Origin of the sequence: Nonlabens agnitus, from assembly GCF_002994045.1 — a bacterium.
GTDB classification, from domain to species: Bacteria; Bacteroidota; Bacteroidia; order Flavobacteriales; family Flavobacteriaceae; genus Nonlabens; species Nonlabens agnitus.
In genome coordinates this window covers 2,904,608-2,930,918 of the sequence record NZ_MQUC01000003.1, presented here as the reverse complement: position 1 = coordinate 2,930,918, position 26,311 = coordinate 2,904,608, and the positions used below count along the sequence as shown (strand labels likewise).

The 26,311-nt window shown below is 41.3% G+C and carries 20 protein-coding genes; 6 read left to right on the top strand and 14 right to left on the bottom strand.

Annotated features, from left to right (window positions below; all coding sequences use genetic code 11):
* Positions 1–223 precede the first annotated feature (223 nt).
* Both BST86_RS13465 and BST86_RS13460 read left to right on the top strand, forming a co-directional pair.
* Positions 224–2,266, top strand: a complete 2,043-nt coding sequence (locus BST86_RS13465) for a lamin tail domain-containing protein (RefSeq protein ID WP_105983695.1) — start codon at positions 224–226, stop codon at positions 2,264–2,266.
* An 82-nt stretch (positions 2,267–2,348) separates the two neighbouring features.
* On the top strand, positions 2,349–3,323 hold the full coding sequence (locus BST86_RS13460; protein WP_105983694.1) for a LuxE/PaaK family acyltransferase: 975 nt from the start codon (positions 2,349–2,351) through the stop codon (positions 3,321–3,323).
* Positions 3,324–3,377: 54 nt separating this feature from the next.
* On the opposite strand, the gene BST86_RS14935 is transcribed toward BST86_RS13460, so the two are convergent.
* Both BST86_RS14935 and tyrS read right to left on the bottom strand, forming a co-directional pair.
* On the bottom strand, positions 3,378–3,533 hold the full coding sequence (locus BST86_RS14935) for a hypothetical protein (protein WP_172443356.1): 156 nt from the start codon (positions 3,531–3,533) through the stop codon (positions 3,378–3,380).
* Between the two features lie 26 nt (positions 3,534–3,559).
* Positions 3,560–4,858, bottom strand: coding sequence for a tyrosine--tRNA ligase (tyrS, locus tag BST86_RS13455; RefSeq protein WP_105983693.1), 1,299 nt, complete (start codon positions 4,856–4,858; stop codon positions 3,560–3,562).
* Between the two features lie 26 nt (positions 4,859–4,884).
* On the opposite strand from tyrS, the gene BST86_RS13450 reads away from it, so the two are divergent.
* Complete coding sequence (locus tag BST86_RS13450; protein ID WP_242446540.1) at positions 4,885–5,943, top strand: NAD-dependent epimerase/dehydratase family protein; 1,059 nt, start codon at positions 4,885–4,887, stop codon at positions 5,941–5,943.
* Positions 5,944–5,948: 5 nt separating this feature from the next.
* Here BST86_RS13450 and BST86_RS13445 read toward each other — a convergent pair whose 3' ends face one another.
* The 3 genes from BST86_RS13445 to BST86_RS13435 are packed head-to-tail and all read right to left on the bottom strand — an operon-like array spanning position 5,949 to position 8,427.
* On the bottom strand, positions 5,949–6,362 hold the full coding sequence (locus tag BST86_RS13445; RefSeq protein WP_105983691.1) for a DUF4296 domain-containing protein: 414 nt from the start codon (positions 6,360–6,362) through the stop codon (positions 5,949–5,951).
* The gene (locus BST86_RS13440) at positions 6,359–7,699 is read right to left on the bottom strand and encodes a dihydroorotase (RefSeq protein WP_105983690.1); all 1,341 of its coding nucleotides are present in this window, start codon (positions 7,697–7,699) and stop codon (positions 6,359–6,361) included. Before BST86_RS13440 ends, BST86_RS13445 begins: the two co-directional genes overlap by 4 nt.
* The gene (locus BST86_RS13435) at positions 7,696–8,427 is read right to left on the bottom strand and encodes a polyprenol monophosphomannose synthase (RefSeq protein WP_105983689.1); all 732 of its coding nucleotides are present in this window, start codon (positions 8,425–8,427) and stop codon (positions 7,696–7,698) included. Before BST86_RS13435 ends, BST86_RS13440 begins: the two co-directional genes overlap by 4 nt.
* Positions 8,428–8,503: 76 nt before the next feature.
* On the opposite strand from BST86_RS13435, the gene BST86_RS13430 reads away from it, so the two are divergent.
* Positions 8,504–9,154 (top strand): DUF4271 domain-containing protein, encoded by a 651-nt coding sequence (locus tag BST86_RS13430; protein ID WP_105983688.1) that lies wholly within the window; start codon positions 8,504–8,506, stop codon positions 9,152–9,154.
* A gap of 27 nt (positions 9,155–9,181) precedes the next feature.
* Complete coding sequence (locus BST86_RS13425) at positions 9,182–9,928, top strand: uroporphyrinogen-III synthase (RefSeq protein WP_055411732.1); 747 nt, start codon at positions 9,182–9,184, stop codon at positions 9,926–9,928.
* 104 nt (positions 9,929–10,032) lie between these two features.
* Here the strand turns inward: BST86_RS13425 and pckA are convergent, their stop codons facing one another.
* The gene (pckA, locus tag BST86_RS13420; protein WP_105983687.1) at positions 10,033–11,640 is read right to left on the bottom strand and encodes a phosphoenolpyruvate carboxykinase (ATP); all 1,608 of its coding nucleotides are present in this window, start codon (positions 11,638–11,640) and stop codon (positions 10,033–10,035) included.
* Positions 11,641–11,705: 65 nt separating this feature from the next.
* Positions 11,706–12,092: a DUF423 domain-containing protein gene (locus tag BST86_RS13415; protein WP_105983686.1), complete on the bottom strand. Its 387-nt coding sequence runs from the start codon at positions 12,090–12,092 to the stop codon at positions 11,706–11,708.
* Between the two features lie 53 nt (positions 12,093–12,145).
* Here BST86_RS13415 and BST86_RS13410 point away from each other — a divergent pair, with 53 nt between their 5' ends.
* On the top strand, positions 12,146–13,510 hold the full coding sequence (locus tag BST86_RS13410; RefSeq protein WP_105983685.1) for a saccharopine dehydrogenase family protein: 1,365 nt from the start codon (positions 12,146–12,148) through the stop codon (positions 13,508–13,510).
* On the opposite strand, the gene BST86_RS13405 is transcribed toward BST86_RS13410, so the two are convergent.
* The 7 genes from BST86_RS13405 to sov all read right to left on the bottom strand — a co-directional run bounded on the left by BST86_RS13405 (position 13,507) and on the right by sov (position 26,279).
* A complete protein-coding gene (locus BST86_RS13405) occupies positions 13,507–14,193 on the bottom strand; it encodes a zinc metallopeptidase (RefSeq protein WP_105983684.1) in 687 nt (228 codons plus the stop codon). The genes BST86_RS13410 and BST86_RS13405 overlap by 4 nt on opposite strands.
* Positions 14,194–14,265: 72 nt before the next feature.
* Entirely contained in the window at positions 14,266–16,371 is a 2,106-nt protein-coding gene (locus BST86_RS13400) for a capsule assembly Wzi family protein (protein WP_242446539.1), read from the bottom strand.
* A gap of 153 nt (positions 16,372–16,524) precedes the next feature.
* A complete protein-coding gene (locus tag BST86_RS13395) occupies positions 16,525–17,340 on the bottom strand; it encodes an energy transducer TonB (protein WP_105983683.1) in 816 nt (271 codons plus the stop codon).
* A 102-nt stretch (positions 17,341–17,442) separates the two neighbouring features.
* Positions 17,443–18,171 (bottom strand): energy transducer TonB, encoded by a 729-nt coding sequence (locus BST86_RS13390; RefSeq protein WP_105983682.1) that lies wholly within the window; start codon positions 18,169–18,171, stop codon positions 17,443–17,445.
* A 63-nt stretch (positions 18,172–18,234) separates the two neighbouring features.
* Positions 18,235–18,648 (bottom strand): VanZ family protein, encoded by a 414-nt coding sequence (locus tag BST86_RS13385; protein ID WP_105983681.1) that lies wholly within the window; start codon positions 18,646–18,648, stop codon positions 18,235–18,237.
* A complete protein-coding gene (gene gcvH, locus BST86_RS13380; RefSeq protein ID WP_055411724.1) occupies positions 18,649–19,026 on the bottom strand; it encodes a glycine cleavage system protein GcvH in 378 nt (125 codons plus the stop codon).
* A 59-nt stretch (positions 19,027–19,085) separates the two neighbouring features.
* Positions 19,086–26,279, bottom strand: coding sequence for a T9SS outer membrane translocon Sov/SprA (gene sov / locus BST86_RS13375; protein WP_197709252.1), 7,194 nt, complete (start codon positions 26,277–26,279; stop codon positions 19,086–19,088).
* Between the last annotated feature and the right edge of the window lie 32 nt (positions 26,280–26,311).

The window sequence follows — 26,311 nt, the reverse complement described above, 5'->3', positions numbered from 1 at the left end:
TTACTCAACTTTACAAACACTTAGGTTAGCATATGGTTAAGTGTCACATTGATAATTTATACCAGGAATTCTTGATGATATCGCTTTCGCGAAAGCGACCTACATCTCATCCCGTCGCCTAACAATGTAGTTTATCGAACATAGTGTTATCTAATCATTAAATCCAAAAAACCAGCATTCTATAATAATTTGAACCCCATATTTTTGTGAAAAACATATTCAAATGAAACAAACTTACTCTTTGATCGTGATGTTCTTTATGGCCGCGATCGCCTTTGCTCAACAACCAATTATCACTACGATAGTAGATGGTAGCTGTTCAAGTACACCCAAATTTTTCGAAATTTATGCTGATGTAGCGGTAGACCTGTCTCTCTATGCAGTTGAAATTCAAAGCAACAGCAATACTACATGGGCAAGTAATACCCAATTAGAATTCGCCTTTTCTGAACCGCGAACTACTAACTTTGTTTACGTCATCGCAAATAGTGCAAGCGCCACCACTTTTCAAGCTGAGTATCCTGACGTGGATACTGAAGCAACTTTGATATCTGGTGCTGCTAACTTCAATGGCGATGATCGTGTACGTATCATAGAAATCTCAACTGGTTTAGTGGTAGATCAATACGGTACAGATAATACTGATGGTACAGGGACTGAGTGGGAATATGAAGATACTTATGCAAACAGAATTGATGGAAGTGGTCCTGACTCTGGTTTTAATTCTGGAAACTGGTCTTACGGTACTTTGCAAGCTCTGGATTCACAAGGTATTTGTAACGGTGGTGGCCAAAACCTTCAAACCGTAACTCAAACAGGCACTTATTCAACCACTGCCCCTTCAGGACCTGCTCTTAATGTAAACGGTTCACCGGTAACAGGTCTGGACTACTTTGAAAACAACGGTCCATCCCAGGAAGGTCAATTCACGGTTTCTGGTATGAATCTGGAAGGTTCTGTTCTTGTTTCTTCAACTGTTTTTGAAGTTTCCTTAACGAGTGGCGCTGGGTTTTCTGAAAGTGTAGAAGTAGCTTTTCCTTCAAACGGTGAACTTCCTATTACAGATATATATGTAAGATTGCCTGCCGGTCTAACCGCAGGTGATTATGCAGAATCTATTGAGGTAAGTTCTGTAAATGCAACCACGCAAACGGTTGCCGTAGCAGGAACCGTTACCGCAGACGATCCATTTATTACTCTTGCAGGTAATGTAGAGGGATTAAGTTACAACGAAGGATCAGGTCCTTCTGGATTGGATGCATTTGGAGTATCTGGTATGTTTTTGACTGAAAGCATAACGGTTGCCGTAGATAACGAGTTTGAAGTATCCCTAGATGAAGAAGGTTCGTTTTCAAGCGCGGTTTCCATTGCACCAGTAGATGGTACAGTTGAAAATACAACAGTGTTTATACGTTTGAGGGCTGGTGAGACTGCTGGAGATTACACAGGTACGATAACAGCAACGTCAACTGGAGCTGAAAACCAGACTTTATCTGCTAACGGAAGTGTAAATGCAGCAGCAACCTGTGCTGCGGTAGGTAGTATTATTGTCACAGAGGTACTACCTAATCCTGGAGTAACGACCGATGGGAATGGAGAATTTTTAGAATTATATAATACTACAGACACAGATATTGATATCCAATCTTGGATTCTGAGAGACCAAGACGATGATACTCACACTATTACTGAATCTGTAATAGTTCGGGCAAACGGTTATGCATTACTTGCTAGAAGTGCTACCGAAAATGGTGGACTTTCACCTCTTTATATTTATGATTCATTTGCACTTGCAAATAGTGGCGATGAGATTGTTATTGAATGTGGAGGCACTGTAATTGATGAGATTGCATACAATAGCACAGATTGGCCATATTCTAATGGGATTTCTATGGAACTTGCTAATAATAGCTTAGACGCCACTGCAAACGACGACCCAAGCAACTGGTTTGCCGCTACTTCAACCTTCGGCGATGGTGATTCGGGAACTCCGGGAGCAGTGAATGATGCTACTCTCTCCAGTGATAGCATTGAAAATCCACAGTTCTCTATGTATCCTAATCCAGCAACTTCTGGAACGCTGAATATTAGTGTGACTAATGGTGGTAGTGTAGATGTAGAGATCTTCTCCACATTAGGACAAAGAGTCGTGAACCAAAAAGCAGTAACGACTTCTGTTAACATCAATGGCCTAAACACAGGTCTTTACATTGTGAAATTGACTCAAGGAGAAGCTTCCCAAACTAGAAAATTAGTAGTGAAGTAGTTTCTTTAAAACAGATTATATCAAGAGCGCCGCAGGATATCCTGCGGCGCTTTTTGTTTACTTTTGACTCAAAACAGTTCAAGTGAGGTTTCCCGTTTTTGATATTGAAGATAATGTTCAGTTCGAACAGCTCGCTTTGGAAATCTACCAGTATCAACTAGAACACAATACAGCTTACCAGCAATATTGTTCATTTTTAAGGAAACCACTGGCTAGTCAGGTTAGCGACATTCCTTTCCTGCCTATTTCCTTTTTCAAAACGCACAAGATAACTACAGAGCCAGAAAAAAAACCAGAAATAGTATTTACGAGTAGCGGCACCACAGGAACCTCAACTTCAAAGCACCTAGTCCACAATCTGGAAATCTACAATCAAAGCCTTGATCATAGTTTTAAAAAATTCTACGGCAATCCTGAGGAATACACCATCCTCGCGCTTTTACCCCATTATCTAGAGCGTACAGGTTCTTCATTGGTCTATATGGTAGATCGATGGATCAAACATTCTAATAATTCAAAAAGTGGTTTTTACCTGAACAATCTTCAGGATCTATCTGTGATCCTCAAAGAATTACAACAATTAGATCGCAAGGTAATTTTGATAGGAGTCACTTTTGCGCTTTTACAGCTGGCAGAGCAATTCCCAATGGCCCTTGATAATACGATCATTATTGAAACTGGCGGCATGAAGGGAATGCGAAAAGAAATCGTCAAACCAGAATTGCATAAAATTCTAAGCAGCGCTTTCCCAAAAGCGCAAATTCATAGTGAATACGGCATGACGGAATTGCTATCCCAAGCCTACGCTCCAGACGGCATCCACTTCAAACTACCACCATGGATGCAAGTAAGTGCAAGAGACACCAATGATCCCTTGAGCAGCATCGCTCATGGAAAAACTGGCGGACTCAACGTCATCGACCTAGCAAATATTGAATCCTGCTCTTTCATCGCCACTCAAGACCTTTGCAAAACGTATGCAGATGGAACTTTTGAAGTTTTGGGCCGATTCGACAATTCTGACATTCGCGGCTGTAACTTGCTAGCAATAGGCTAGCGCATCAATTTAATAATAACCTCATTTTGAAAGATGTAGCTTGGGTCAAGTAAGCTACTTTGTCTTTTTGATCACTAGCACGGCAAATCCTATGAATATGAGAAATCCTGCAAGCGCAGCAAAAGCCTGCCATGAACCTGGCTTGTCAAGCTGTTGGATGAAGAAAAAGCCACCAACAATACAGGCAGCAACCACCAGTATTCTTGCCATTATTGACTGTGATTTTTTCATGTTTGTTAGTCGACTAACACCAAGAAATAATTCTTTTTACCACGTTGCAATAATATCAAACTACCAGCAATCACATCGTCTAAGCCCACAACCTTATCGTCTTCAAACTTTTCCTTGTTAATGGCGAGACTATTTTCTTTTAAGGCTCTACGCGCTTCACTGTTGGAAGGTAAAAAGCCTGTAACGTCAGTGAGGAAAGGAACGATTTCAATACCTTTTTCAAGATCTGATTTTGAAATGGTAGTCTGTGGAACGCCTTCAAAGATTTCTAATAGGGTTTCTTTATCAAGCCTGTTCCATTGCTCCATGGACACTTTCTTACTGAACAAAATCTTACTGGCCTCTACGGCAGTTTCGTAGGCCTCTTGACCGTGAACCATGACAGTTACTTCTTCAGCCAGTCTTTTTTGTAAAATTCTAAAACCTGGATCCTTGGCGTGTTGCTCGATCAAGTCATTACAGGTTTTCTCATCCAAAAATGTAAAAATCTTGATCCAATTAATCGCGTCCTCATCAGTTGCAGTGATCCAGAATTGGTAGAATTTATAAACACTAGTCTTATCAGCATCCAGCCAGATATTACCAGATTCTGTTTTTCCAAATTTTGTACCGTCAGCTTTAGTCACTAATGGAGTCGTCAAAGCATAAGCCTTGCCACCAGTGATTCTACGAACTAATTCTGTTCCCGTCGTGATATTTCCCCATTGATCAGATCCACCTATCTGTAACTTGCAATTGAGGTTTTTATAAAGGTGTACAAAGTCGTAACCCTGAAACAATTGGTAGGTAAACTCTGTAAAACTCATTCCATCGCCTTCGCCAGAAACTCTCTTTTTGACAGAATCTTTGGCCATCATATAATTGACTGTGATATGCTTACCTATATCTCTGGCAAAATCAATCAAACTGAAATCCTTCATCCAGTCATAATTATTTACCAGTATGGCACGCGTTTCTTCTGGACCATCTTCAAAATCAATAAACCTAGAGATGACAGATTTTACACCAGCGATGTTTTTATCTAGAATTTCCTGAGTGAGCAAGTTGCGCTCTGCACTTTTACCAGATGGATCTCCTATCATCCCAGTCGCACCACCTATCAACGCAATGGGTCTATGGCCAGCACGTTGCAGGTGCATGAGCAAAATGATTTGGACCATACTACCTATGTGCAGGGAATCTGCCGTTGGGTCAAAACCTATGTAACCACTTACCGTTTCAGCGTTGAGTAATTCTTCCGTATCAGGCATGATATCGTGAATCATACCGCGCCATTGTAGTTCTTTTACAAAATCGTAGGACATAATCTAGCTTTAAAACCTGCAAATATATGGGCTTTACGCAACTTGCGGGCGCACAACGGCGGCTATTGTGTATTTTTACAGACATGATTCTAGTCACAGGAGGAACTGGTCTGGTAGGCGGCCATTTATTATATCGCTTTCGCGAAAGCGAACTAACCATTAACGCCATTTACAGGACCAAAGCCTCTATTGATAAAACCAGGCGCATCTTTGATTCCTATGAGGATGGAGCAGCCTCGCTGGTGGATAACATCAACTGGATCCAGGCAGATATTCTGGATTTACCCAGCCTTGAAAATGCGATGGAAGGTGTGAAGCAGGTGTATCACTGCGCCGCGGCACTGGATGCCGATTCCTTTGAGCAATTGAAAAAAGTGAACGTCACGGGAACCCAACACTTGATTGATCTATCCATTGCTCGTAAGGTGGAAAAGTTTTGTTATGTAAGCAGTATTGCGACGCTGGGAAATCCTCTAGGCGACCAATCCATCAATGAGGAGGATTTTTTCAATCCAGATGCTAAAAATACCGATTATGCCATTTCGAAATACGGCGGTGAGATGGAAGCCTGGCGAGCTTCGCAAGAAGGATTGCCAGTTATCATAGTAAATCCTGGAGTGATTCTGGGAGAAGGTTGCTACGATACGGGTAGTGGTCAATTGTTTAGCAAGACGGCCAATAACCAACCTTTTTATGTCTCCGGAAGTTCTGGTTTTGTGGATGTGAGAGATGTGGTGAGTATCATGCAGCAACTCATGGAATCCAGCATCAAAAATGAACGCTTTATTCTAATTGCAGAAAACCAGCTTTTTAAAGATTTGCTAGATCTTATCTCTACATCACTCAACTCAAAGAAACCCTATTTCAAATTGAGAAAATGGATGTTGTATACGGTCTACGCGCTTCTTAAAATCCCATCTTGGCTAGGTATTGTAAAGGGTTTAAGTATCGCTCAGATTGAAACGTTTACCTCAAGAACCATTTACAGCAATGATAAGGTAACCGAAGCCCTATCCTACGAATTTAAGGATCTCAAACAAACCATCGAGCGCGTTGCTTTAAATTACCAGAAGCAGAAAAATTAAAACGATTAATCGTTATCGGGATCCTCTTCTAAGGATACCTTAGGTTCCAGGCTTGCTGAACCTGATGTTTTTTGCGTGCTCATATTAGAGTCTATGGTATCCCGCAAAACTTCCATCTTAGTTTTTACCTGCTCCATCAACTCCAGATATTTGTCGTTGCGGTCTGTGTAATACTCAAGATTTTCTGCAAATGTGAGGCTATCTGTGTCGTATTTATCGTAGATAAATTCATGAGGCAGCACCTTTAAATCTGTAAAAGTTACTCGATTTGTAGTCATGGAAGCTTCCATTAGATAAAGATCTGCCATGATCTCAATCATCTTGTCATCGCCATAGAAATCATCAGGTTTAGGTGACTTTTCTATATTTTGACAGCCAGCCAACCATAACAATATACTACACGTCAATAATTTTCTCATCGCTTGAAAGTTAGAGCCTGAGCAGCTTTGTTTTCATTGACTTTGAAATTCTGATACACTACATGACCATTGACAAGCGTGTGTGAGATTCTGCTTTTAAAAGTGACTCCTTCAAAGGGTGACCAGCCACATTTAGCAAGGATGTTTTCTTTAGTCACCGTCCATGGATTATTTGTGTCTACAACAACCAGATCTGCTTTGAAACCTTCACGTATAAAACCTCGATCTGGAATATCAAATAGGATGGCAGGATTATGACACATTTTTTGTACAACCTTCTCTATGGTGATGCGTTCCTGGTGGACAAATTGCAACATAGCTGTAAGTGCATGTTGTACAAGCGGTCCACCACTAGGTGCTTTAAGGTATTTGTTGGATTTTTCTTCTAATGTGTGAGGTGCATGGTCTGTCGCAATAACGTCGATCCTATCGTCCAGTAAGGCCTTCCATAGCTGCTCACGATCGTCTACAGACTTGACGGCTGGATTCCATTTAATTTTTGATCCCTTTGACGCATAGTCTTCGTCAGTAAACCACAGGTGATGTATACAAACCTCTGAAGTGATTTGCTTGTCCTTTAGAGAGGCCTTTTTCTCAAACAAAGCCGTTTCCTTTCCTGTGGAAAGATGGAACACATGAATACGGGCTCCTGTCTTTTGTGCTAGTTTGATAGCTTGGGAACTGCTCTTGTAACACGCTTCCACATCACGTATTACTGGATGTTGATCAAACGGAATGTCCTCGCCATATTTATCAATGGCTTTTTGCAAATTAGCCTTGATCGTACCTTCATCCTCGCAGTGTAGCGCGATTCTTAACTTGACCTTTGAAAATATTTTCTTCAGGACTTCTACATCATCGACCAACATATTACCAGTTGAAGATCCCAAAAACAATTTGAGCGCTGGAATACGTGAGGTATCCGCTTTAAGGATCTCTTCTAGATTATCGTTTGTACCACCTAGCATAAAGGCATAGTTTGCATAACTATCTCTAGCGGCAATGTCCATTTTCTTTTGCCATTCTTCCATACTGGTGGTTTGAGGAATGGTATTGGGCATTTCCATGTAGGACGTGATTCCGCCAGCAACGGCGGCAGCGCTTTCACTAGCGATGTCACCTTTGTGTGTCAATCCAGGCTCTCTAAAATGCACCTGATCGTCGATCACTCCTGGAAGGACATATTTACCTTCTACATCAATGATGGATGTGTCACCACTTTTGGCACTGATGCTATCTGCTATCTCAACAATGGTGTCGCCTTCAATATATATATCACCATCGAACACTTTCATGTCTGTAACAATCCTAGCGTTCTTTATCAATGTCTTTTTCATATTTCCAACGTGCCTAAAAGGCTTTTCAATTTCATTTTCAAAATGCCGGTAACGGCTTCTCCAATAATACCTGTACTCATTTTTGATTGTCCTCTAGAACGGTCTGTAAAAATTACAGGTACTTCAATAATCTTTGCCTTCAACAAGTAGGCCTTAAATTTCATTTCTATCTGGAAGGCATAACCTACAAACTTAATCTTGTCGAGATTCAGCTTTCGCAAAAGCGACATTCTAAAACATTTAAATCCTGCTGTAGTGTCATGTATATCCATTCTTGTGATGAACCTTACATATTTTGAAGCCGTATAGGAAAGTAGTACTCTGGACATGGGCCAGTTCACAACATTTACTCCTTTTACATATCTACTGCCTATGGCCAGATCTGCACCGTGAACCGCGCAGGCTTCATACAAGGTTTGAATATCTGCCGGGTCGTGAGAGAAATCTGCATCCATTTCAAAAACATACTCATAATCTCTAGCCATCGCCCATTTAAAGCCATGAATGTAAGCAGTTCCCAATCCAGATTTTTTTGTACGGTTTTCAAGAAAAAGCCTATTAGGGAAATCCTGCATTTTTTCTTGCACCAATGCTGCCGTACCGTCTGGCGAATTGTCATCTACAATCAACAAATGAATCTCTGGATGGTCCCCTAAAATAGCATCGATAATCGGCTTAATATTCTCGCGCTCGTTATAGGTTGGTATAATGACTAAAGTGTGATTCATAGCAACCCACAAAAGTAAGAAAATATAGTGCCGCCTTATCCTCACGATTATAAAATCCTCTTATTTTTACGTTCCTATGGACGCGTTGTATCGTATTACAGAATCCCTTGACTGGATAAGCATCATCATCTTTATGTGCCTGCTTTCTTTTGCAGTCGCAAGGCAGTTTACGACGCTACCGGTAAGTGAATTCTTGAGCGTTTACGTAAGCTCCAGATTTATTAAAATTTCTAGAGATGGCAGGATAGACAATCACCATGGCTATAAATATCTGGGCTTGATCATTTATGGAATAAGCATAGCCTTGATTTTATTTAAACTATCCACAGTACAGAATGGCTCTCAATCCTTGACCAATTTCATCCTGATTCTTACAGCCGTAAGCACTTTTTTGATCTTTAAACACTACCTGTCAAAGCTTCTTTCAACTATCGCAAATTTTGAAGATTTATTGATTTCCATTGACCATGAGCGCAATCTTTACCGGGCAGCATTAAGTGTTTTATTGATGGTTATCGTGATCTCGATTTACTACATCTTTCCTACATCAAACGGCTTTATTCAAATCACGGCAGCCGTTGCTGGCGCTGTGATTATCGTCTATCATTTTTTGGTTTTTTATAACCATCGCAACGCCTTGTCTGCTTCATTTTTCTATTTTATTTTGTATCTTTGCACGCTTGAAATCGCACCCTACCTGCTTTTGTATAAGTATATTACAGTGTGAACCCTTTACTAATAAAGAAAATAGTGTATGAAAGTGAAAACGATTTTAGTTTCCCAACCTGAACCTAAAATGGAAAATTCACCTTACCAGAGTCTCGTTGATCGGACAAAGGTAAAGATAGATTTCCGCTCCTTTATTCATGTAGAAGGCGTGTCTGCAAAAGAGGTGCGTGAGCAAAAAGTGGACCTCAACAAATACACCGCCATAATTCTTACCAGCCGCAACAGTGTTGATCACTTTTTTAGAGTGGCAGAAGAGATGCGGTTCAAAATTCCAGACACCTTAAAATATTTTTGTCAGAGCGAGGCTGTTGCCTACTACCTACAAAAATATGTGGTCTATAGAAAGCGTAAGATTTACGTAGGGAAACGTACGTTTCCAGAATTGATGCCTCTTATCAAAAAGCATAAAAACGAATCTTTCCTATTACCTACCACCGACAAGCTCAAGGACCTTGTTCCAGAGCAGTTGGATGAGTTGGGCATCAAATGGAAAATGGCGACGTTTTTCAGAACCGTTATAAGTGACCTTTCAGATCTTGCAGACGTGAAGTATGATGTACTGGTATTCTTCAGCCCTAGTGGTATTGAATCCCTTTTCCAGAACTTCCCTGATTTCACGCAGGATTCCACAAGAATAGCGGTTTATGGCAACACAACCAGCCAGGCGGCAAAGGATAAAGGATTACGCATCGATATTCAGGCACCTACACCAGAGTCTCCATCCATGACCATGGCCATTGAAAACTACATCAAGTCCTTAGATAAGGCTTAGAATGTTTTCGCTTTCGCGAAAGCGAAACTTCTCAAAAATCATAGCATAAAAAAAGCGTCCCATTCAGCTGAATGGGACGCTTTACTTTTAAGGTATGTCTGATCTTATTTGAGTGGACCACCAGCGATAATCTCTGGAGATGCCTGCGCCTCAAACTTCTTGAAATTCTCTCTAAAGAATCTGGTCAGTTTTGCGGCGGTCTCATAGTAGCCGGTATCATTATTCCAAGATTTACGCGGGCTCAAGACTTCAGTCGGGACGTTAGGTACCACGCGTGGTTGCGCCAGTCCAAACATGGAGTGAATGTGGTAATTGTCCTTATTTGCAGCTTCTAATGAGCCATCTAAAGCGGCCGCAATCATCGCTCTGGTATATTTGAGTGGCATGCGGTGACCTACACCATACGGGCCACCGGTCCAACCTGTATTGACCAACCATACGGTAACGCCTTGCTCCTTCATCTTGCGACTCAACATCTGTGCATATTTAGTAGGATGCAACGGCATGAAGGGTGCACCAAAACAAGCCGAGAAACTAGGTTGAGGCTCTGTAACACCAGCTTCAGTTCCTGCGACTTTTGCAGTGTAGCCACTTATGAAGTGGTAAGCCGCCTGGCCTGGAGTTAGTTTTGAAATAGGAGGCAATACGCCAAAGGCATCTGCTGTAAGAAAGAAAATATTCTTTGGATTCTTACCTACTGATGGTTCCTTGATGTTATCAATGTGGTGTATAGGGTAACTCACACGTGTGTTTTGTGTGATGGAAGTGTCCTCAAAATTTACGGTTTTGTCATCATTCAAAACTACATTCTCGAGAATAGCACCTGGCTTTATGGCATTAAAGATTTCTGGCTCTTGCTCTGCATTAAGATTGATGACCTTTGCATAACAGCCGCCTTCAAAATTAAAAACTTCATTATTAGAAGTCCAGCCGTGCTCATCATCGCCTATCAATTCTCTTTCAGGATCTGTAGATAATGTGGTTTTACCAGTACCACTCAAACCAAAAAAGATAGCCGTATTCCCATCCTTCCCAACATTTGCGCTACAGTGCATAGGCAAGGTGTTTTTGTAGACTGGTAAAATAAAATTAAGGGCACTGAAGATTCCTTTTTTAATCTCTCCAGTATAACCTGTACCGCCTATAAGCGCGATTTTTTCGGTAAAATTTAGGATAGCAAAATTATGCTGGCGAGTACGATCCAGTTTGGGATCTGCCATAAATCCTGGCGCATTGATGATCGTCCATTCTGGTGTGAAAGATTCCAGTTCACTTTCTTCAGGTCTTAGAAACATATTGTGAGCAAACATGTTGGACCATGGATACTCATTAATGACTCTCAAATTCAAACGATAATCTTCATGTGCACAAGCATAAGCGTCTCGTACAAAGAGTTCTTTTCCATCCAGATAATCTGTCACCCGAACAAGTAGGTTGTCAAAATCTTTCTTATTGAATGGGATATTTACATTTCCCCACCAGACCAGCTCTTCAGTGACGTGGTCTTTGACGATAAATCGATCTAGAGGCGATCGACCTGTAAACTCACCTGTGTTGATGGCGAGAGTACCATTTTTTGTTTCTCTGCCACCATAATCTTCCAGAGAACGTGACTGTAACTCTTCTGGACTGAGTTGATAATTGATTTTTGAATTGTTGATACCAAAATTAGATAACGAAATCGTTTGCGTTGCTACCTTGTTAGAAGCCATGATTTAGTAATTATTCAAGTTGTTTTTGCAAAAGTAGAGATATAATGTGCTCTTCAACAACTATTCTACAATTTATATAGGCAAATTTTAACTATTCCATAAATCCAGCCTGAGATAAGGAGCAATCCGCCTAGAGGTGTAATGGGACCTAAAAAACTAGCGTCAATGCCATAAATAGAGCCCGTCGACAACAAGAATATACTCCAACTAAATAGGACCATACCCGTAGAAAACAAGATCCATAGCACTTTTTTTGAAGAATTCGATAAAAGTTTTACCTGGGAAAAAATCAATAAGGCCAGACCATGATACATTTGATACCTCACGCCTGTTTCAAAACTACGCAACTGATCGATAGTAAGATAGTTTTCTAAGGCATGGGCAGCAATGGCACCTAGAACGACTGCCATTAAAATGAAACCACAACCTGTTACCAATAACTTATTTTCCATTTGAAGGGTTATTAAAGTGAAGAATTTTAACTTCAACCAAAATTACGACAGGCATGCGTTACATTCTGATTATAGGTGCTGGAAAATCCACCGGAGTTCTAGTTGATTATCTTTTAAAAAAGGCAAAAAAGGAACAATTTCATATCACTCTGGCAGATAAATCTCTTGAGGCTGCTCAAGCACTTATAGATGGAAATGATAACGCCAAAGCTATGGAGTTGGACATCTTCAATGCAACAGCAAGAACGCAGATTATTGAAACAGCAGACATCATCATTTCCATGTTGCCAGCACGATTTCATATAGAAGTGGCAAGAGATTGTGTCAAACTGGGAAAAAGCATGGTTACCGCAAGCTACGTGAGTCCAGAAATGCAGGAACTGGATGGTCCAGCAAAAGAAAAGAAGCTGGTATTGATGAATGAAATAGGCGTGGATCCAGGAATCGATCATATGAGCGCCATGCAGGTGATTGATCGTATTCAAAACAAAGGTGGCAAAATGATTCTTTTTGAATCCTTTACCGGTGGATTAGTAGCGCCAGAAGATGATAACAACCTATGGAATTATAAGTTTACCTGGAACCCACGTAATGTCGTGGTTGCCGGTCAAGGAGGTGCAGCAAAGTTTATACAGGAAAATAAATACAAATACATCCCATATCACAGGTTATTCCGTAGGACGGAATTTCTAGATGTGGATGGCTACGGTCGTTTTGAGGCCTATGCCAATAGAAATAGCTTACAATATCGTGAGATCTATGGACTGGACGATATTGCCACGCTGTATCGTGGTACCATGCGTCGCGTAGGTTACAGCAAAGCATGGAATATGTTTGTTCAACTAGGAATGACAGATGACTCCTATATTTTGGACAATTCAGAGAACATGACCTACCGGGAATTTGTAAACAGCTTCCTGCCCTATTCGCCTACAGATAGTGTCGAGCTTAAAATGCGCCATGAACTCAAAATCGATCAAGATGACATCATGTGGGAAAAATTGATGGAACTGGACCTTTTCAATAACGAAAAAACCATAGGTATCAAGGACGCCTCACCAGCCATGGCGCTTCAAAAGATTTTGGAAGACAGCTGGACGCTCCAAAAAGGCGAAAAAGACATGATCGTGATGTATCACAAATTTGGCTACGAACTAGGTGGTGAGAAGAAGCAAATAGACAGCACCATGGTGTGCCTAGGCGATGGCGACCGACAAACGGCCATGGCCAAAACCGTTGGCCTACCTGTCGCGATGGCAGCCTTGGCTATCCTAAACGGCACCATCAAAACCTACGGCGTGCAGATCCCAATTTCTAGAGAGGTTTACGAGCCTATATTATCAGAACTGCAGGAATATGGAATTCGCTTTCGCGAAAGCGAAACTCCGTATCTGGGCTATAATGCTTTGAATCGCTAGCGTCTGCGCATATAAATCGACAGGAAATAAAGTAAGGTAGCAAGTGAACCAATGGCAGCGACCAAATAAGTGCGTGCAGCCCATTTGAGGGCATCTTTTGCACCAGCGTGCTCATTTTGAGTGAGCATGCGCTTATTTTCCAACCAGGCCAATGCTCTATTACTGGCATCATACTCTACCGGCAAGGTGATGAACGCAAACAGCGTTCCCATGGCATACATGATAATACCTATCAAGAGTAAGGTGTTACCAAAAGCGGTGCTGGCCGCAAGTGCAATTCCACCTATAATAACCCATTGGGAATACTTAGAGGCGATACTTACCACAGGAACCAGTTTTGAGCGCATTCCCAACCAGGAATAGGCACGCGCGTGTTGCACGGCGTGACCTACCTCATGTGCTGCAACGGCTGCTGCAGCAGCATTGCGCATGGAATATACAGGTTCACTTAAGTTCACCGTTTTATTGGAAGGATTATAATGATCTGTTAGTTGACCTTTTACAGAGATCACATCAACATCTGTAATACCATGGTCAGACAACATTTTTTGAGCGATTTGCGCGCCAGTCAACCCATTTTGCAGTTGTATCTGCGAGTATTTCTTAAATTTTGATTTGAGCTTATTGCTTACAAACGCACTGATCAGAAATACCAGTCCGCCAATTATATAATATCCTATCATGACAAAAAAATGAGTTTAAATGTAGCTCAATCTCACTGGATCTAATGATAATCTGTTCTTAAAACACTATTTCTAGCGATCAAATCCCCAATTACTGATGTCTGTTCGTATACCAAAATTGAACCAGGTTGTGGTGGCATCCTGGACCACGGCGTTATCAATCTCTGGCGATATGTTGCGATAAATGAATTGACCATAGACCTTCAAATTACTTGCTGGATTGATAAGGTAACCAGCCTCCAATTCCGCATAGGAAAAAGGTGCATTGTTACCTTGAGCTAGAGTGTTTCTATTGTCTGCGATGCGATCATCTTCAGTTCTATAGATATTACCACCATAATAGGCGTTATCACCGTTGGACAAGATGTCAAAACCTCGTTCACCTATAATCGCTTTGGCGATTCCATACCAGCGATCTTTAGTATATCTACTTATGAGTATGGCTTCATAAAAACTAGCGCCCCATGGATGCGCAAGCGCTTGATTGCTGTTCCCATAATTAAGCACGATGGTGTTGTGACTATACGTATAAGGTCGCACTCGGTTATATTCTGCCTGAAGCATCAAATTAGGAACTGAAAATGCATTCTGGTACTTAACACCTAATTGGTAGGCACTTTTATTTTGATAGCTTCCATCACCGCTAATGACAGAGCTGCTGGCAAATTCATCCAGTACCAATTGACCGTATGCCGTAACACGATCGCTTATCTTGTACTTACCAGTGATTCCCAGCAAGGCGTTTCCACCTCTGGATCCGGTTTCTAGTTCTACGGTTTGATAGAATATCAATGGATTGATGTAATTGAAATCAAAACCACGACCATTGTCGTCTTGCCATAAAACGCTCTCAAAAAAACCAAGTGTCAAACGTTTAGTAGCATTCCAACTCAAATAATGATGCGTCATATACTTCGTCCTGAAAGAATCGTCTGCCGTCACTTCAGGTCGTACATCTCTTAAGGAAGTGTATAACACCGTGTAGTCGATCTTCCAGAATTTGGCATTCACTTTTACGTATGGAAATGGTTGTGAGTTATCACTCAAGACCAAAGACCTGTAACCATCACCTATAAAGTGCTGCCCATGGCCTATTTGTAGATCAAAATATTTACTGGGCTTATAATTGACATAGCCTGTCGCTACTGGGTAGTCATAGATGTTCTCGCCGCCATCCTCGGCAATACCACGGCCAGGAACAATTCCAGGATTACCACCATCTGGAGCACGCTGCGTGATCTCGCGATTAAAATACTGTGCAAACCGTCCTTGGGATTCTTGAATGGTTGCACCAAAGGTAATCTGTTTGCCTACGCCACCGTTTAGGGCTACCAGTCTCGTGTTGTTAAAGGTATTGACATCTTCGCCAGTATCCTTTCCCAATTGTAAATCCACACCTGGATCGATAACAAACCAATAATCCTCGCCTGCCACTTCAAAGAAATGCTCATTCCAGAACTTGCGACCCAGCCATGTACCGCTATCCTTTAATAAGGAATTGCGTTCTTCTTCCATATCAAAATATTGATTCACATAGTTAAATGTGTAGGGTTTGACCGCTGTATGCGCATTATTTCCCACCTTATTCATCGCGGCCTCATAGCGATGATACCGCTGGTAAGAAAATGGAATGGTCGCATTGGACTTCAATTCTTGTCCATCGTATTTGTTAGATGTAATGCTGTTGTAATTGTTGTTCGCTTTCGCGAAAGCGATATCACTACCATCATCTTGACCAGCATTGGCCTTTACGTCCTCATTCTGATTGATAATGTAGAAAGATCCATTCTCCTTCATAGGCAACTGGACATTGACGATGAACTGCATAAACGTCGGGCTGCCATTGTAGACCGCAGGAGTGATAGGTTCCAGTTTACCGAAAGCCTCGTAGAGTGACTCCTTGAGAGCTGCGGTAGGCGCATCAAAAATGATAGGCTCAAATTTGCCCTCGCGACTTACCTCAAAACGCAAAGTAGCCTTACTTGAAGTGCTGTCCATAGCAGTCTGATCATAGGCTTGGTACAGGTTTTTGTATAGTTCACGGTAGAAGCATTGTTCCAGTGCAGCATCGTTATCTATTCGATCACAGGCCGGAAATATGGGAAAGGTCTCCAACTCGCTTTGAGCAACTGCAAAACATCCAAAAAAAAGAGCCCAAATGGCGCATATCATTCTCATAGAACATGGCAAATTTGGGCTAAATATACTGGAAATCCTTTGTGCAGTTGACATTAAGGCTTTGAATTCAATAGCAAAGGTATCGAATGTAGCACCTTACTCCATCCAGATTTATTCTACGATTGAATTGAAAGTGTCACCGTACAATTGTTTTTACTGTATCCTAAAAATGATAGGTAGGGCATAAGTCGTATTGACGTCTGCACCCTCAAATTTTCCTGGTGTCATTTTAGGGAGTTTTGAAACTATGCGATAGGCTTCTTTTTTCAATTCTTCGCTAGGCGCTCGCACAAGGATGTCTTTAGGTAAACCATCAGTCCCGATGGTAAAAACCACGGTGATATTGACTTGTTTTGTATTGTTTAACTCATTGGCAAGGCTTAAATCAAAACGTCTTTGAACAAACCGCTGCATTTTTTCATTTAAACAATTGATACGCTCTTCGTTATTCAATGAAGCACTACAACCTGGGAACAAAGGGACTTCGGTAACACTCATGACATTACGAGGCTCGTTGGAAACAGTTGCTGTTTTTGACGGTTCAGACGTGTTAGTTGTGGGTGAGTCTTCTGCAGGCTCGTGTAAAGGTGTATCGCTGGGCTCTGGATCTTCAGTTGGTTCTGGATCGCTATTGTCAACAATTACCGGTGGTTTGATTTTATTGACTTTAGGTTCTTGAACTTTTGGCTCTTTAGGCTGTTTTACAGGACGTGGCTCTGGCTGTGGCTTTTCAATCCTGAACCTGTCCAGATTTGACTCGATCACATAATCATCCCGTAGGCTTATGGTATATTCCCGATCGATTTTAGGAGTTTGTAATTCAATAACCACAAAGGAAAACATCATTACCGCACAGAGCCCGATAAGGAAGTTGATGGATGAATTGGTCTTGATGCTCACGGATTTCTTGTCCGCTCTACTGGTTCCAGTTGGTGTTGCAGCACCTACTTTGGAGTCTAGATTTCTCATAATAATGGTTTTATGTTATTTAAAACCATCTTCAAGAAACATACCATAAAAAAATCCGCTCCATAAACATGAAGCGGATTTTTGTTAATTCTTTAAAGATTCTTAGTCTTGAACCTCAAAAATGATAGGAAGTCCATAAATAACACCTACTGGTTTACCTCTTTGCTTACCTGGCGTCATTTTAGGTAATTTATTCATAACCCTTGCGGCCTCTGTCTGTAGTTTAGGATCCTTTGCTCTAGATACAATATTTACAACATCTCCGTTTCTATCAATTTTAAATTGAACGCTAATCGTTTGTTTTCCTGAAAGACCAACTTCATTTGCAATACCAGTATCAAACTCTTTTCTCACAAAACGTGTGATTTTCTCCTGCATACACTTTTTACGATCTGCATTGTTTTTCTCGCTTTCACAACCAGGATAAACAGGTACATTTTCAATTATTGCAAATGGTACGTCAGCAATTTCTTCTACAACACCAACTTCTTCAGCTACTTCATCGATTTCTACGATCTCCTCTTGCTCGTCAGTTTCAGTATCTTGAATTTCAACCTCTTCAATTTCTACTTCATCCTCAACAACCTCTATTACTTCGGGTGCTGGTGGCGGTGGTGGCGGTGGTGGTGGTGTATCCATCATCTGTGTGATAGGAATATCTTCCACTTCTTCCATAACCATAGGCTCATCGTAGATTTCTTCTACATCGACCTGCTTAGATTCATACTCTAGTCCTTGCCATGAGAGCAATAACATAAATGCTAAACCCATTAAGGCATAGATGGTAATGTTTTTACGCAAATCTGCGTTTTCTGATTTTTTTACTTCCATGATGGATAAAAATTAAAGGCTAAAAATATATAAATACTATTTCAAATAAAAGCAAATGAAGCTTTATCTAGGACTCTTCATTAAAGATATAACCCGCATTATCAAAACTGCAATTATAATGCCAGTCCCATTTGCTAGCATATCATAGCCGTCCATTGTTCTATTTTGCGAAATAAATCCCTGACCCAACTCTAAAAGACCACCTATAACTAAGGAAAAAATAGAAGCTGCCACAGCAATTGTTCTTGACCATTGCGACAGAATCATACCCAGATTGTATTCAAAATGAACCTGACGCTCTAAATATCTATGGTAAAAAAACAAATACCACACCACCATCATCAAAAAATAGGCGCCGGCATGATACGCTTTATCAATATTTTCAACATCAATAGAAGGAACTGTACTACTGGACAGAGAACCGTAGGCAATCAACGCCGTATAGAATGGTGCTATCCAGTAGAGAAGCTTTTGCATCTACCCGACTAATTCCTTATACGCGTCTGCGCTTAGCAAACTAGACAGTTGGGAATCATCTGAAATTTTCATTTTGATCATCCAGCCATCTCCATAAGGATCAGAATTCACCAATTCTGGTTCATCTTCTAGTTTCTCATTGAATTCCAGAATTTCCCCAGACAGCGGCAAGAAAAGATCAGAAACAGTTTTTACGGCTTCTACCGTACCGAATACTTCTTCTTGTTCAAGAGTTTCATCTATAGTTTCTACCTCTACATAAACGATATCACCCAACTCGCCTTGAGCGAAGTCCGTAATACCTACCGTTGCGATATCACCATCTATTTTGACCCACTCGTGATCCTTTGTGTATTTTAATTCTGCTGGAATATTCATAGTATAATTTGTATGAGACAAAAGTAAAAAAGTATAACGTTATTTAGGCGCTGTACCTCTTAATTCCCAAAAGTATATTGAAGGGTGATACCACTTCTAATGGTGGTTTGCGGGAATGCTGTAGAAATAGCAAATTCAGAAAACGTGTGATCGTAGTAAAAGAGCGCTTGAAATGCTCTACTAAAGGCATACTCTGCCGTGAATTTAGCGCCATAAATGGTTTGTCCAGCTGTTGCTTGACTGTTTTCCAGATCCAAATATCTTATGATCGTGATATTATCCCTGACGCGTCCATCCAACTGTAGGTTGAGGTCGCTTTTGATAACCCTACTGCGACCACCTACACTCGTTCTAAATGGCACGTCTTTGACCCGGTATCCTACACCCACAACAAGTTCATTACCGCTTATCTCCGTCAATAAGTTGTTGTCAAAGCTCAAGGATATCGCTCGATCTTTTCTCCACTCGGCTGCTATGGACAGCGAGTTTCTCATTTCAAAATCTACCTTGATCAACGGACTAAAACTTTCGGTTAAATTGATGTTGTAATACAAATTGGCAGGCTTATAATCTCCGTTTTGATTCAATACCTGCTGATTTTGCTGCTCATATTCTAAAACACCGTTTCCTGCAGAAAAATTCAAATTAGTCTGGAACCTGTTGATGGTATAATCAGAACGGTAACCATGTTGTAGGCTAAAGCGCTTGAAGGTTTTTCTAAACCAGGCCAACTTCATGAGACCTGTGTATTTGATATCCCAGTTAGGCAATGGGATATCCTTAAAGGCATTATCATCCTGGTCGTTGACATCACGACCTTCATAGGCCGCTAAAAATGATGGCAACAATACGTTTTGACTATTGCGGCTAAACCCGTTAGGGAAACCATCGCCATCACGTGAGAAATTATCAGTCCCGTAAAATTCTCTTGCAAGCCTGTTTGCCACCTGCAATCTATTGTCTCTAAACTGGTCAAAAGTCTGGGAATCCTCGATACTACTTTTAGAAAAAGCCGTCCCTAACATAAGTGTTGAAATACTGAAGTTACCAAAGGTTTGTGGCGTTAATGATTGATACGTCAGATCATCTGGATCTACTCTATAATTTTCATTAAAAGTCTCTTGGTACTGTCTGTTGGAAACGATGTCGATCTTAAGGTCTGGCAACAAATCCACACTAAAGTTCACGTTCAGTTTACGTCGCTCGATTTCTGCATATTGCTCGTTGAAGTCTTGGTACAACGTCAACCATCCACGTCTAGCGGCGAGATCCCTAATTTCGGCCTGACTACCAAAGGTAAATCCTGTACTAGGCCTTAAAGTCCCAATAAATCCGACGCTAGGTGTATATCCTGGCAAGAAAATACCGTTACCTTCTTCATAATTAATGGTCGCACGTTTTACGGATGTTGCGATCCCTATCAGCGTGTTGTATGCTTGGTTGGCAAAATTCTTCTTTGGGATTTTGATCTCTTCAGTTTTTTCTTGCTCTTCACCTTTTTCCTGTCTGGCTGTAGGCAGTCGATTGCGAGATCTACTTGCCGTGCGTTGCTGTGCTTCTTTACGCGCTGCGGCGCCAAATTTCTTCTTCTCCAGTCCTACGTAGGAATACAATTTACCCAAATCCAAATTACCATTGATACGGTGCGTATTAGCGTTCTGGACGCTGTTTCCTAAGTTGGGAATGCCGTCTAGCTGTGCAAATTGTTGTGAGTTACGCTGCCAGTTGAAATCTGCAGTATAAGTGTATGTCGCTTTCGCGAAAGCGAGAAAAGGAAACTTCTCGAAGGGCACCTCATAAGTCGCTCTAAACTGTCTGGTGTGCGAGTCTGGTATACCTTCATCCAAGAAATTAGTCCACAAGGTATAGCTCTCGTCAATGGTGTTGTCCTCTGTATTGATGTAACTACGTATGATGCGATCATTGTTAGCCGTCAGGTTCAAGTTCAAGGAATTGGTAAGGTCCCAAGTGATGGCATATTGATTGGCCAGTGTAAAATTACGATTGGTCAATGGTGCCAGAGCGATGTTTTGCGCATCTGGGATACCATCACCATCTAGATCTACTGGGTTGGTATCCAACTGTAAATCCCTGAAGGTTTGTGTGTTGAATTGACGACGTACGGTACCGCTGGCAGTAAACACATTAGGCAACAGGTTGACGTTGAAATCCCTAAGGAATTTGAAATAATCACCTGAGAATGTAGTGTCTGCCTTTACGAGTGGCTCAAATTTCAACTCAGGAAATGCGTAGTTATAAGTAGCATTCACATTCACGGATTGATCCTTGAACTCTTCGATTTCAAAATTGCGCTGGTCAGTCTGATTGTATGATCCAGAGAACACAAAGTTTTCTATATCATAAGGCATAGGCTTGCTGTCGCCTGTTCTGGCCTTACTGACACCTATAAGGTTGACGCTTTGTCTCTTTGTATAATCTTCTGACTGATTTCTAATCGCCTCACGTTCCTGGTCGCTGGTAGCATTTGCCAGTCTTGTATCCAACTCAATATCTTCAAACTGAGGATCAAATTGAGGTGTCACCGTTTCTTCTTCTATGCGATAGGAGAACGGCAAGTTCAATCCCCATTTTTGCGGGAACAACTGTCCTAGACTTAGACTTGTAGTGACATCATACTGGGTCACATCTTCACGACTGCGCTCATTGGGACCTTGTTCAATGGATCCAAAACCTATAGTACTGCGTCTACCGTTGGCACTTACCGTGGCAAAATCTGCCATGTTTGCATCCAGATTTAGAATGGCCGCATAACCACCTTGGTTTTGAAGTCCAGATAGGCGCAATTCATTAAACCATACCTCACCACTAATGGAGCTTTTGACATTGTTGCGCACACCCAACATCACCGCTCGCACATCTCCATAATTAGGATTTCCTTTAATACCATAGATCTGCTGGTTGGGTTCACCTGCAGAATCTGGATCAAGATCTGCCTGATTAAAGAAGTTTACCTCACTATTGATCAAAGCAGGATCACTCAATACTCTAGACTTAATCTCCTGCAACAATGAAAGATCGATGTCAAACCGGTTTGCGGCAGGCCAGATCTCTTCTGGACTAGTACTATTGAATGGTGTAGGCGTTAAGGGTAGTCGTATCTCGTAGTAATTTTCAGTAAAGTCAACACCTATACGTATAAAGGCTTCCAGTTCACCATCAAGAAGCGGCTGCTTGTCCACCATAGATTCTGCATGTACGAACATCTCAAGATTTTCGTACTGCCTCATGTCAATTCTAATGTTTTTGAAAACGGCTCTTCTATCAAAAGCCTCTAGATCTTCCACTAAAAGAGCTAGTGACTGCTCATTCTGGCGAATGTTTTGGTTTTGAGTTCTCAATTCTTCTCTGATCACACCTGGCGGCAATACATAAGGAATAGGTTCTCTTCTATCGTTATTCTCAATGTTGACGGCTTGAACTTCAAACGAGGTCTGATCATTATCAACGTTAGGATCATTAGGGTCTAGTGAAGCCGTATATCTACGATAATCACCACGAACTAAATCCATCGCTCCAAACCTCAAAAAAGTATCTACCTCAAAGTCTGACAGGTACATTCTCATAAAACGAATCGCCCTGAAATCTGCTATTTCTCCAATGGATTCACGAGTAGGATCATTCAATGGCACTCTAAATTGAACCCATCTAGTATCGATTGTAGAACCGTTAGGCAAGGTTGATGTGACAAGCCTTGAGTCTGATACATAAGGATTAGTACCTACTTGCATTCTGCCTGGTGCGATCTCAATCTCGTACTCAAAGTAACTGTCGATGGTATTCATCGTGTTGTCACGGTTGATGTCTTCCACATCTGGTTGAGTGGTAGATCCACGGTCTGTTTGGGTGACATCTGTAGGTGAGTTTCCTTCAGTATTGTTGTATCGTTTGTAGCGCTCCAAGATATTTCCATCTGCAGCGATGAAATATTCATAGTTATCTGCCGCAGGGTCCGGACCAAATTGAGGGAAATTTGCAATTTCTTCGGCATCGCTAAATCCATCGAGACCAATATCTTGATTGATACGTTCCTGACCTTCTGTATCAAAAGCATAAATCAGTGATTGGTTCAAGGGAACTTTTCCAAAAGCCGTTGAAACCGTCAAATCAGTGCCGCCATCTTCTGGCAACCCGTTTTCATATTGTTTACGGTTATCCTTTAAAATATCTTCAGAGATACTTCCCAAGTTGATGGAGATCGTTCCACCATCATTTGTTTGATCATACATGAATGGATCCATGACCCAAAACTGGATGTACTCCACATTAGTAGCCTCAAAATCTGTACTTAAGAAACTGCGTGTGATTCCGCCCCAACTGTCTGCTGGATTAGGAAGAATATCGGTTCCAGCTGCTGCAGGGTTGTAATTGTAGGATCCTCGTTCATCCGGATAGAAAGATAAGTCCAAGGTATTGATCACTTGAGTCTGTCCTTGCTGAATATCTACCTGTGGGAAAATCTCATCTATAAACACGCGTCTTGTACGGTAGTCAGAAACATCTGCATCGGTTATCTCATCAGGACGTTGATTACCATAAAATATAGGGTCAATAGTATACCAAGCCAGTCGACCACGAGAATAATTGTAGGCCAACGGGTTGGAAGGTGATCCTGCTCCTTCAAAGGCTACTGGTGTACTCGCTAGGTTCCAAGCTAATGGAGATAAGATATTTATGGATGTTTGAGATCCTTCAAAATCATCCACATAGGCTGCGGCTCTACCATCAAAATTATCACTGTCTGGTGATCCCGGAAATAAATACGCAGCTTCACCTCTAATGGATAAATTGGAGATGACATCCGTATCGATATTGGGTAACTTGTTGGCCAACCTTGTCAAAAACGGAACTTCTGTATTATAAAGAAAATTGGCACCTATGATCGTATTGTTGATAGGCTCGGTACCGTAGTTAGACTTTTGGGTAATAGGTCGCTCTTTAAGGTTCAAAAATGTTCCACCTACGATAAAGTTTTCATTGAAAGTATGCTCTACATTGATACCAGTAAATCTTTTGGTTTGCTGGTTAAACGTTGAGTTATTTTCGGTAGAAACCTGTATAGGAGTATTTGAGTTCAAGAGCGCTTGATCTAGAATGATAACGCTGCCTCGCGCATAATCCACTGTATAATCAATACCTTCTTGTAGCGTTCGACCACCAGCGGTCACCGTAACCGAGCCTCGTGGTATATTGAAACCACCTATGGGAATTCCCTGCTGACCTGTCGCTTTGTATTCACCCTTGATGAGATATTTATTCTTTTCGGCCGTTTGTAGTGCCTGTGCCTTGGTAGTACGATACATGTCTCTATAAACATATTTCGCTTGGTTCGCATTGTACGTATCTGGATTATTATACACTTCGGGACCTCCATTGGGCGTATTGTCCAGCTTATTAAAGAGGTATTCTCCAAAAGGTTCTACGCTGGTAAAGATGATTCGGCCTGTTTCAGAATCAATGGTGAGTCCTTCAACATAATCAAAGAATCCATCACCTTCTGGTTGCGGGTCGTTTTGCTTATTCAAACGGTCCAGATTAAATACACGTATCAGGGTCGTCTCTTCCACATCATCAGGCAGTGGCACTGCAGGATTTGCCAATGTACCTTCTGCTGGAGTGATGTAATTTAATTCTGGTGGGAATTGATAAAATATATTAAGTTTGAAATCTTCCTGAGATAATCTAGAACCTCCTAAGTTGTAAATATTCTTCATCATCAAATCCCAAATAGGTTCTGATACATTAGTAAGATTACCTTTCAATAACTTGACGACGAGATTTTGATTGGTTACCGCTTGCTCATTTGCAGCTGGATTCTGGTTGACCTCTGTGGCGTTGACACCATCATTGGCAAATTCACCTACTTGAAATACCTGACCGCCTACCGTGTATTGAAATGCTACGGCTACGATTTCATCATTACTCAGTCGTTGGTTCAAAGAAATGTAACCCAACTGTGTATTGAGTTTATATTCATTGGGATTAAGCTGGCGAGCATTTTCAAGAGTAACATAATCAAAGCCTTCATTCACCTGCACACTTCCAAAACCTTGCTCTACAGTTGCGATATCTCTTATTTGACGATTAAGAACAGTCTCACCGCCAGAATTAATTGCGATTGGATTAAAGTCATTATTCCCATTGCTAGGGAAACTACCAGCAGGAACATTGAGAAATCCTGGTGGCTGCTGGTCCAGACCTATATTGGTAGGATCTGATTCTCCAAGATCCTGGATCGCCACAAGATTACGAACGTCTTCTGTACGATTGCCACGATTAGTGATCCAAACTTCAGCTCTTGTGATCTGTATGTTGTTATTGATAAAGGGATAGTTGATCAGCGATTGATCGTAGGTATCTCTAAAATAATGCGCTAAAAAGAAGTGTCTGTTCTCGTCATAGTCCAGCGAGAAAAAGTCAAAATCGTTGACGGTGGCTCCACCAGCAGCCTGCACTGTACGGGATTCTGATTGCTGTTCTGAAAAGACGGTTGTGATGCGTGTTTTACCAAATTGCAAATCTGCCTTCACACCAAAAAGACTTTGAGCACCACGTATCAACTGGGAATTGAGCGGCATGCTCACATTACCTACTTCGATACCTTGAAGGATATCATCCTCAGTAGGCGTGTAGTCCAGTTTTATTTGATTTTGGAAATCAAAGGAACCTTGCGTGTCATAATTGGCGTTCACATTCAGTCGGGTTCCAACGGTTCCCGAAAGACTTAGGTTAATTCGCTGGTTAAAATCAAAAGTGACGTTTTGCCTATTTCTAGGAGAGAAACTAGGGTTATCTGTCTTGTTATACAGCACGCCCAGGTCGATCGCCACATTTCCCTGCGGAATAATACTGATCTCCGTACCGCCAAAGATGCTCTCAAAAAGATCAGAATCCACATAGAAATTAGGCAACAAATTCTTTTGCTTCTCCTTGTCTGCTTCAGTTTTACCGGCAAGAAGTTTTGATTTCTCTCTAAAGTAGGAACGCATCTGTTCCTTGATCACGATTTTTTGATATTCCTCACGGGTCAACGTGAATGGGTAATCGATACGATATTCTCCAAAACGCTGGTTAAAAATATACCGATCCAGATCTGCATCATAGATGTACAGCGAGGTGATGCTAGGAGGATCAGGCAAGTTGATTCTTCCTAACTGTATTTGAGATGCTGTGGTATCTGCAGGAGTGGTTGTGGGTTGTTGCGCTTTCGCGAAAGCGAAAACAATGAAACACATTACGACATATAAATACTTGCGTATCAGGTTAA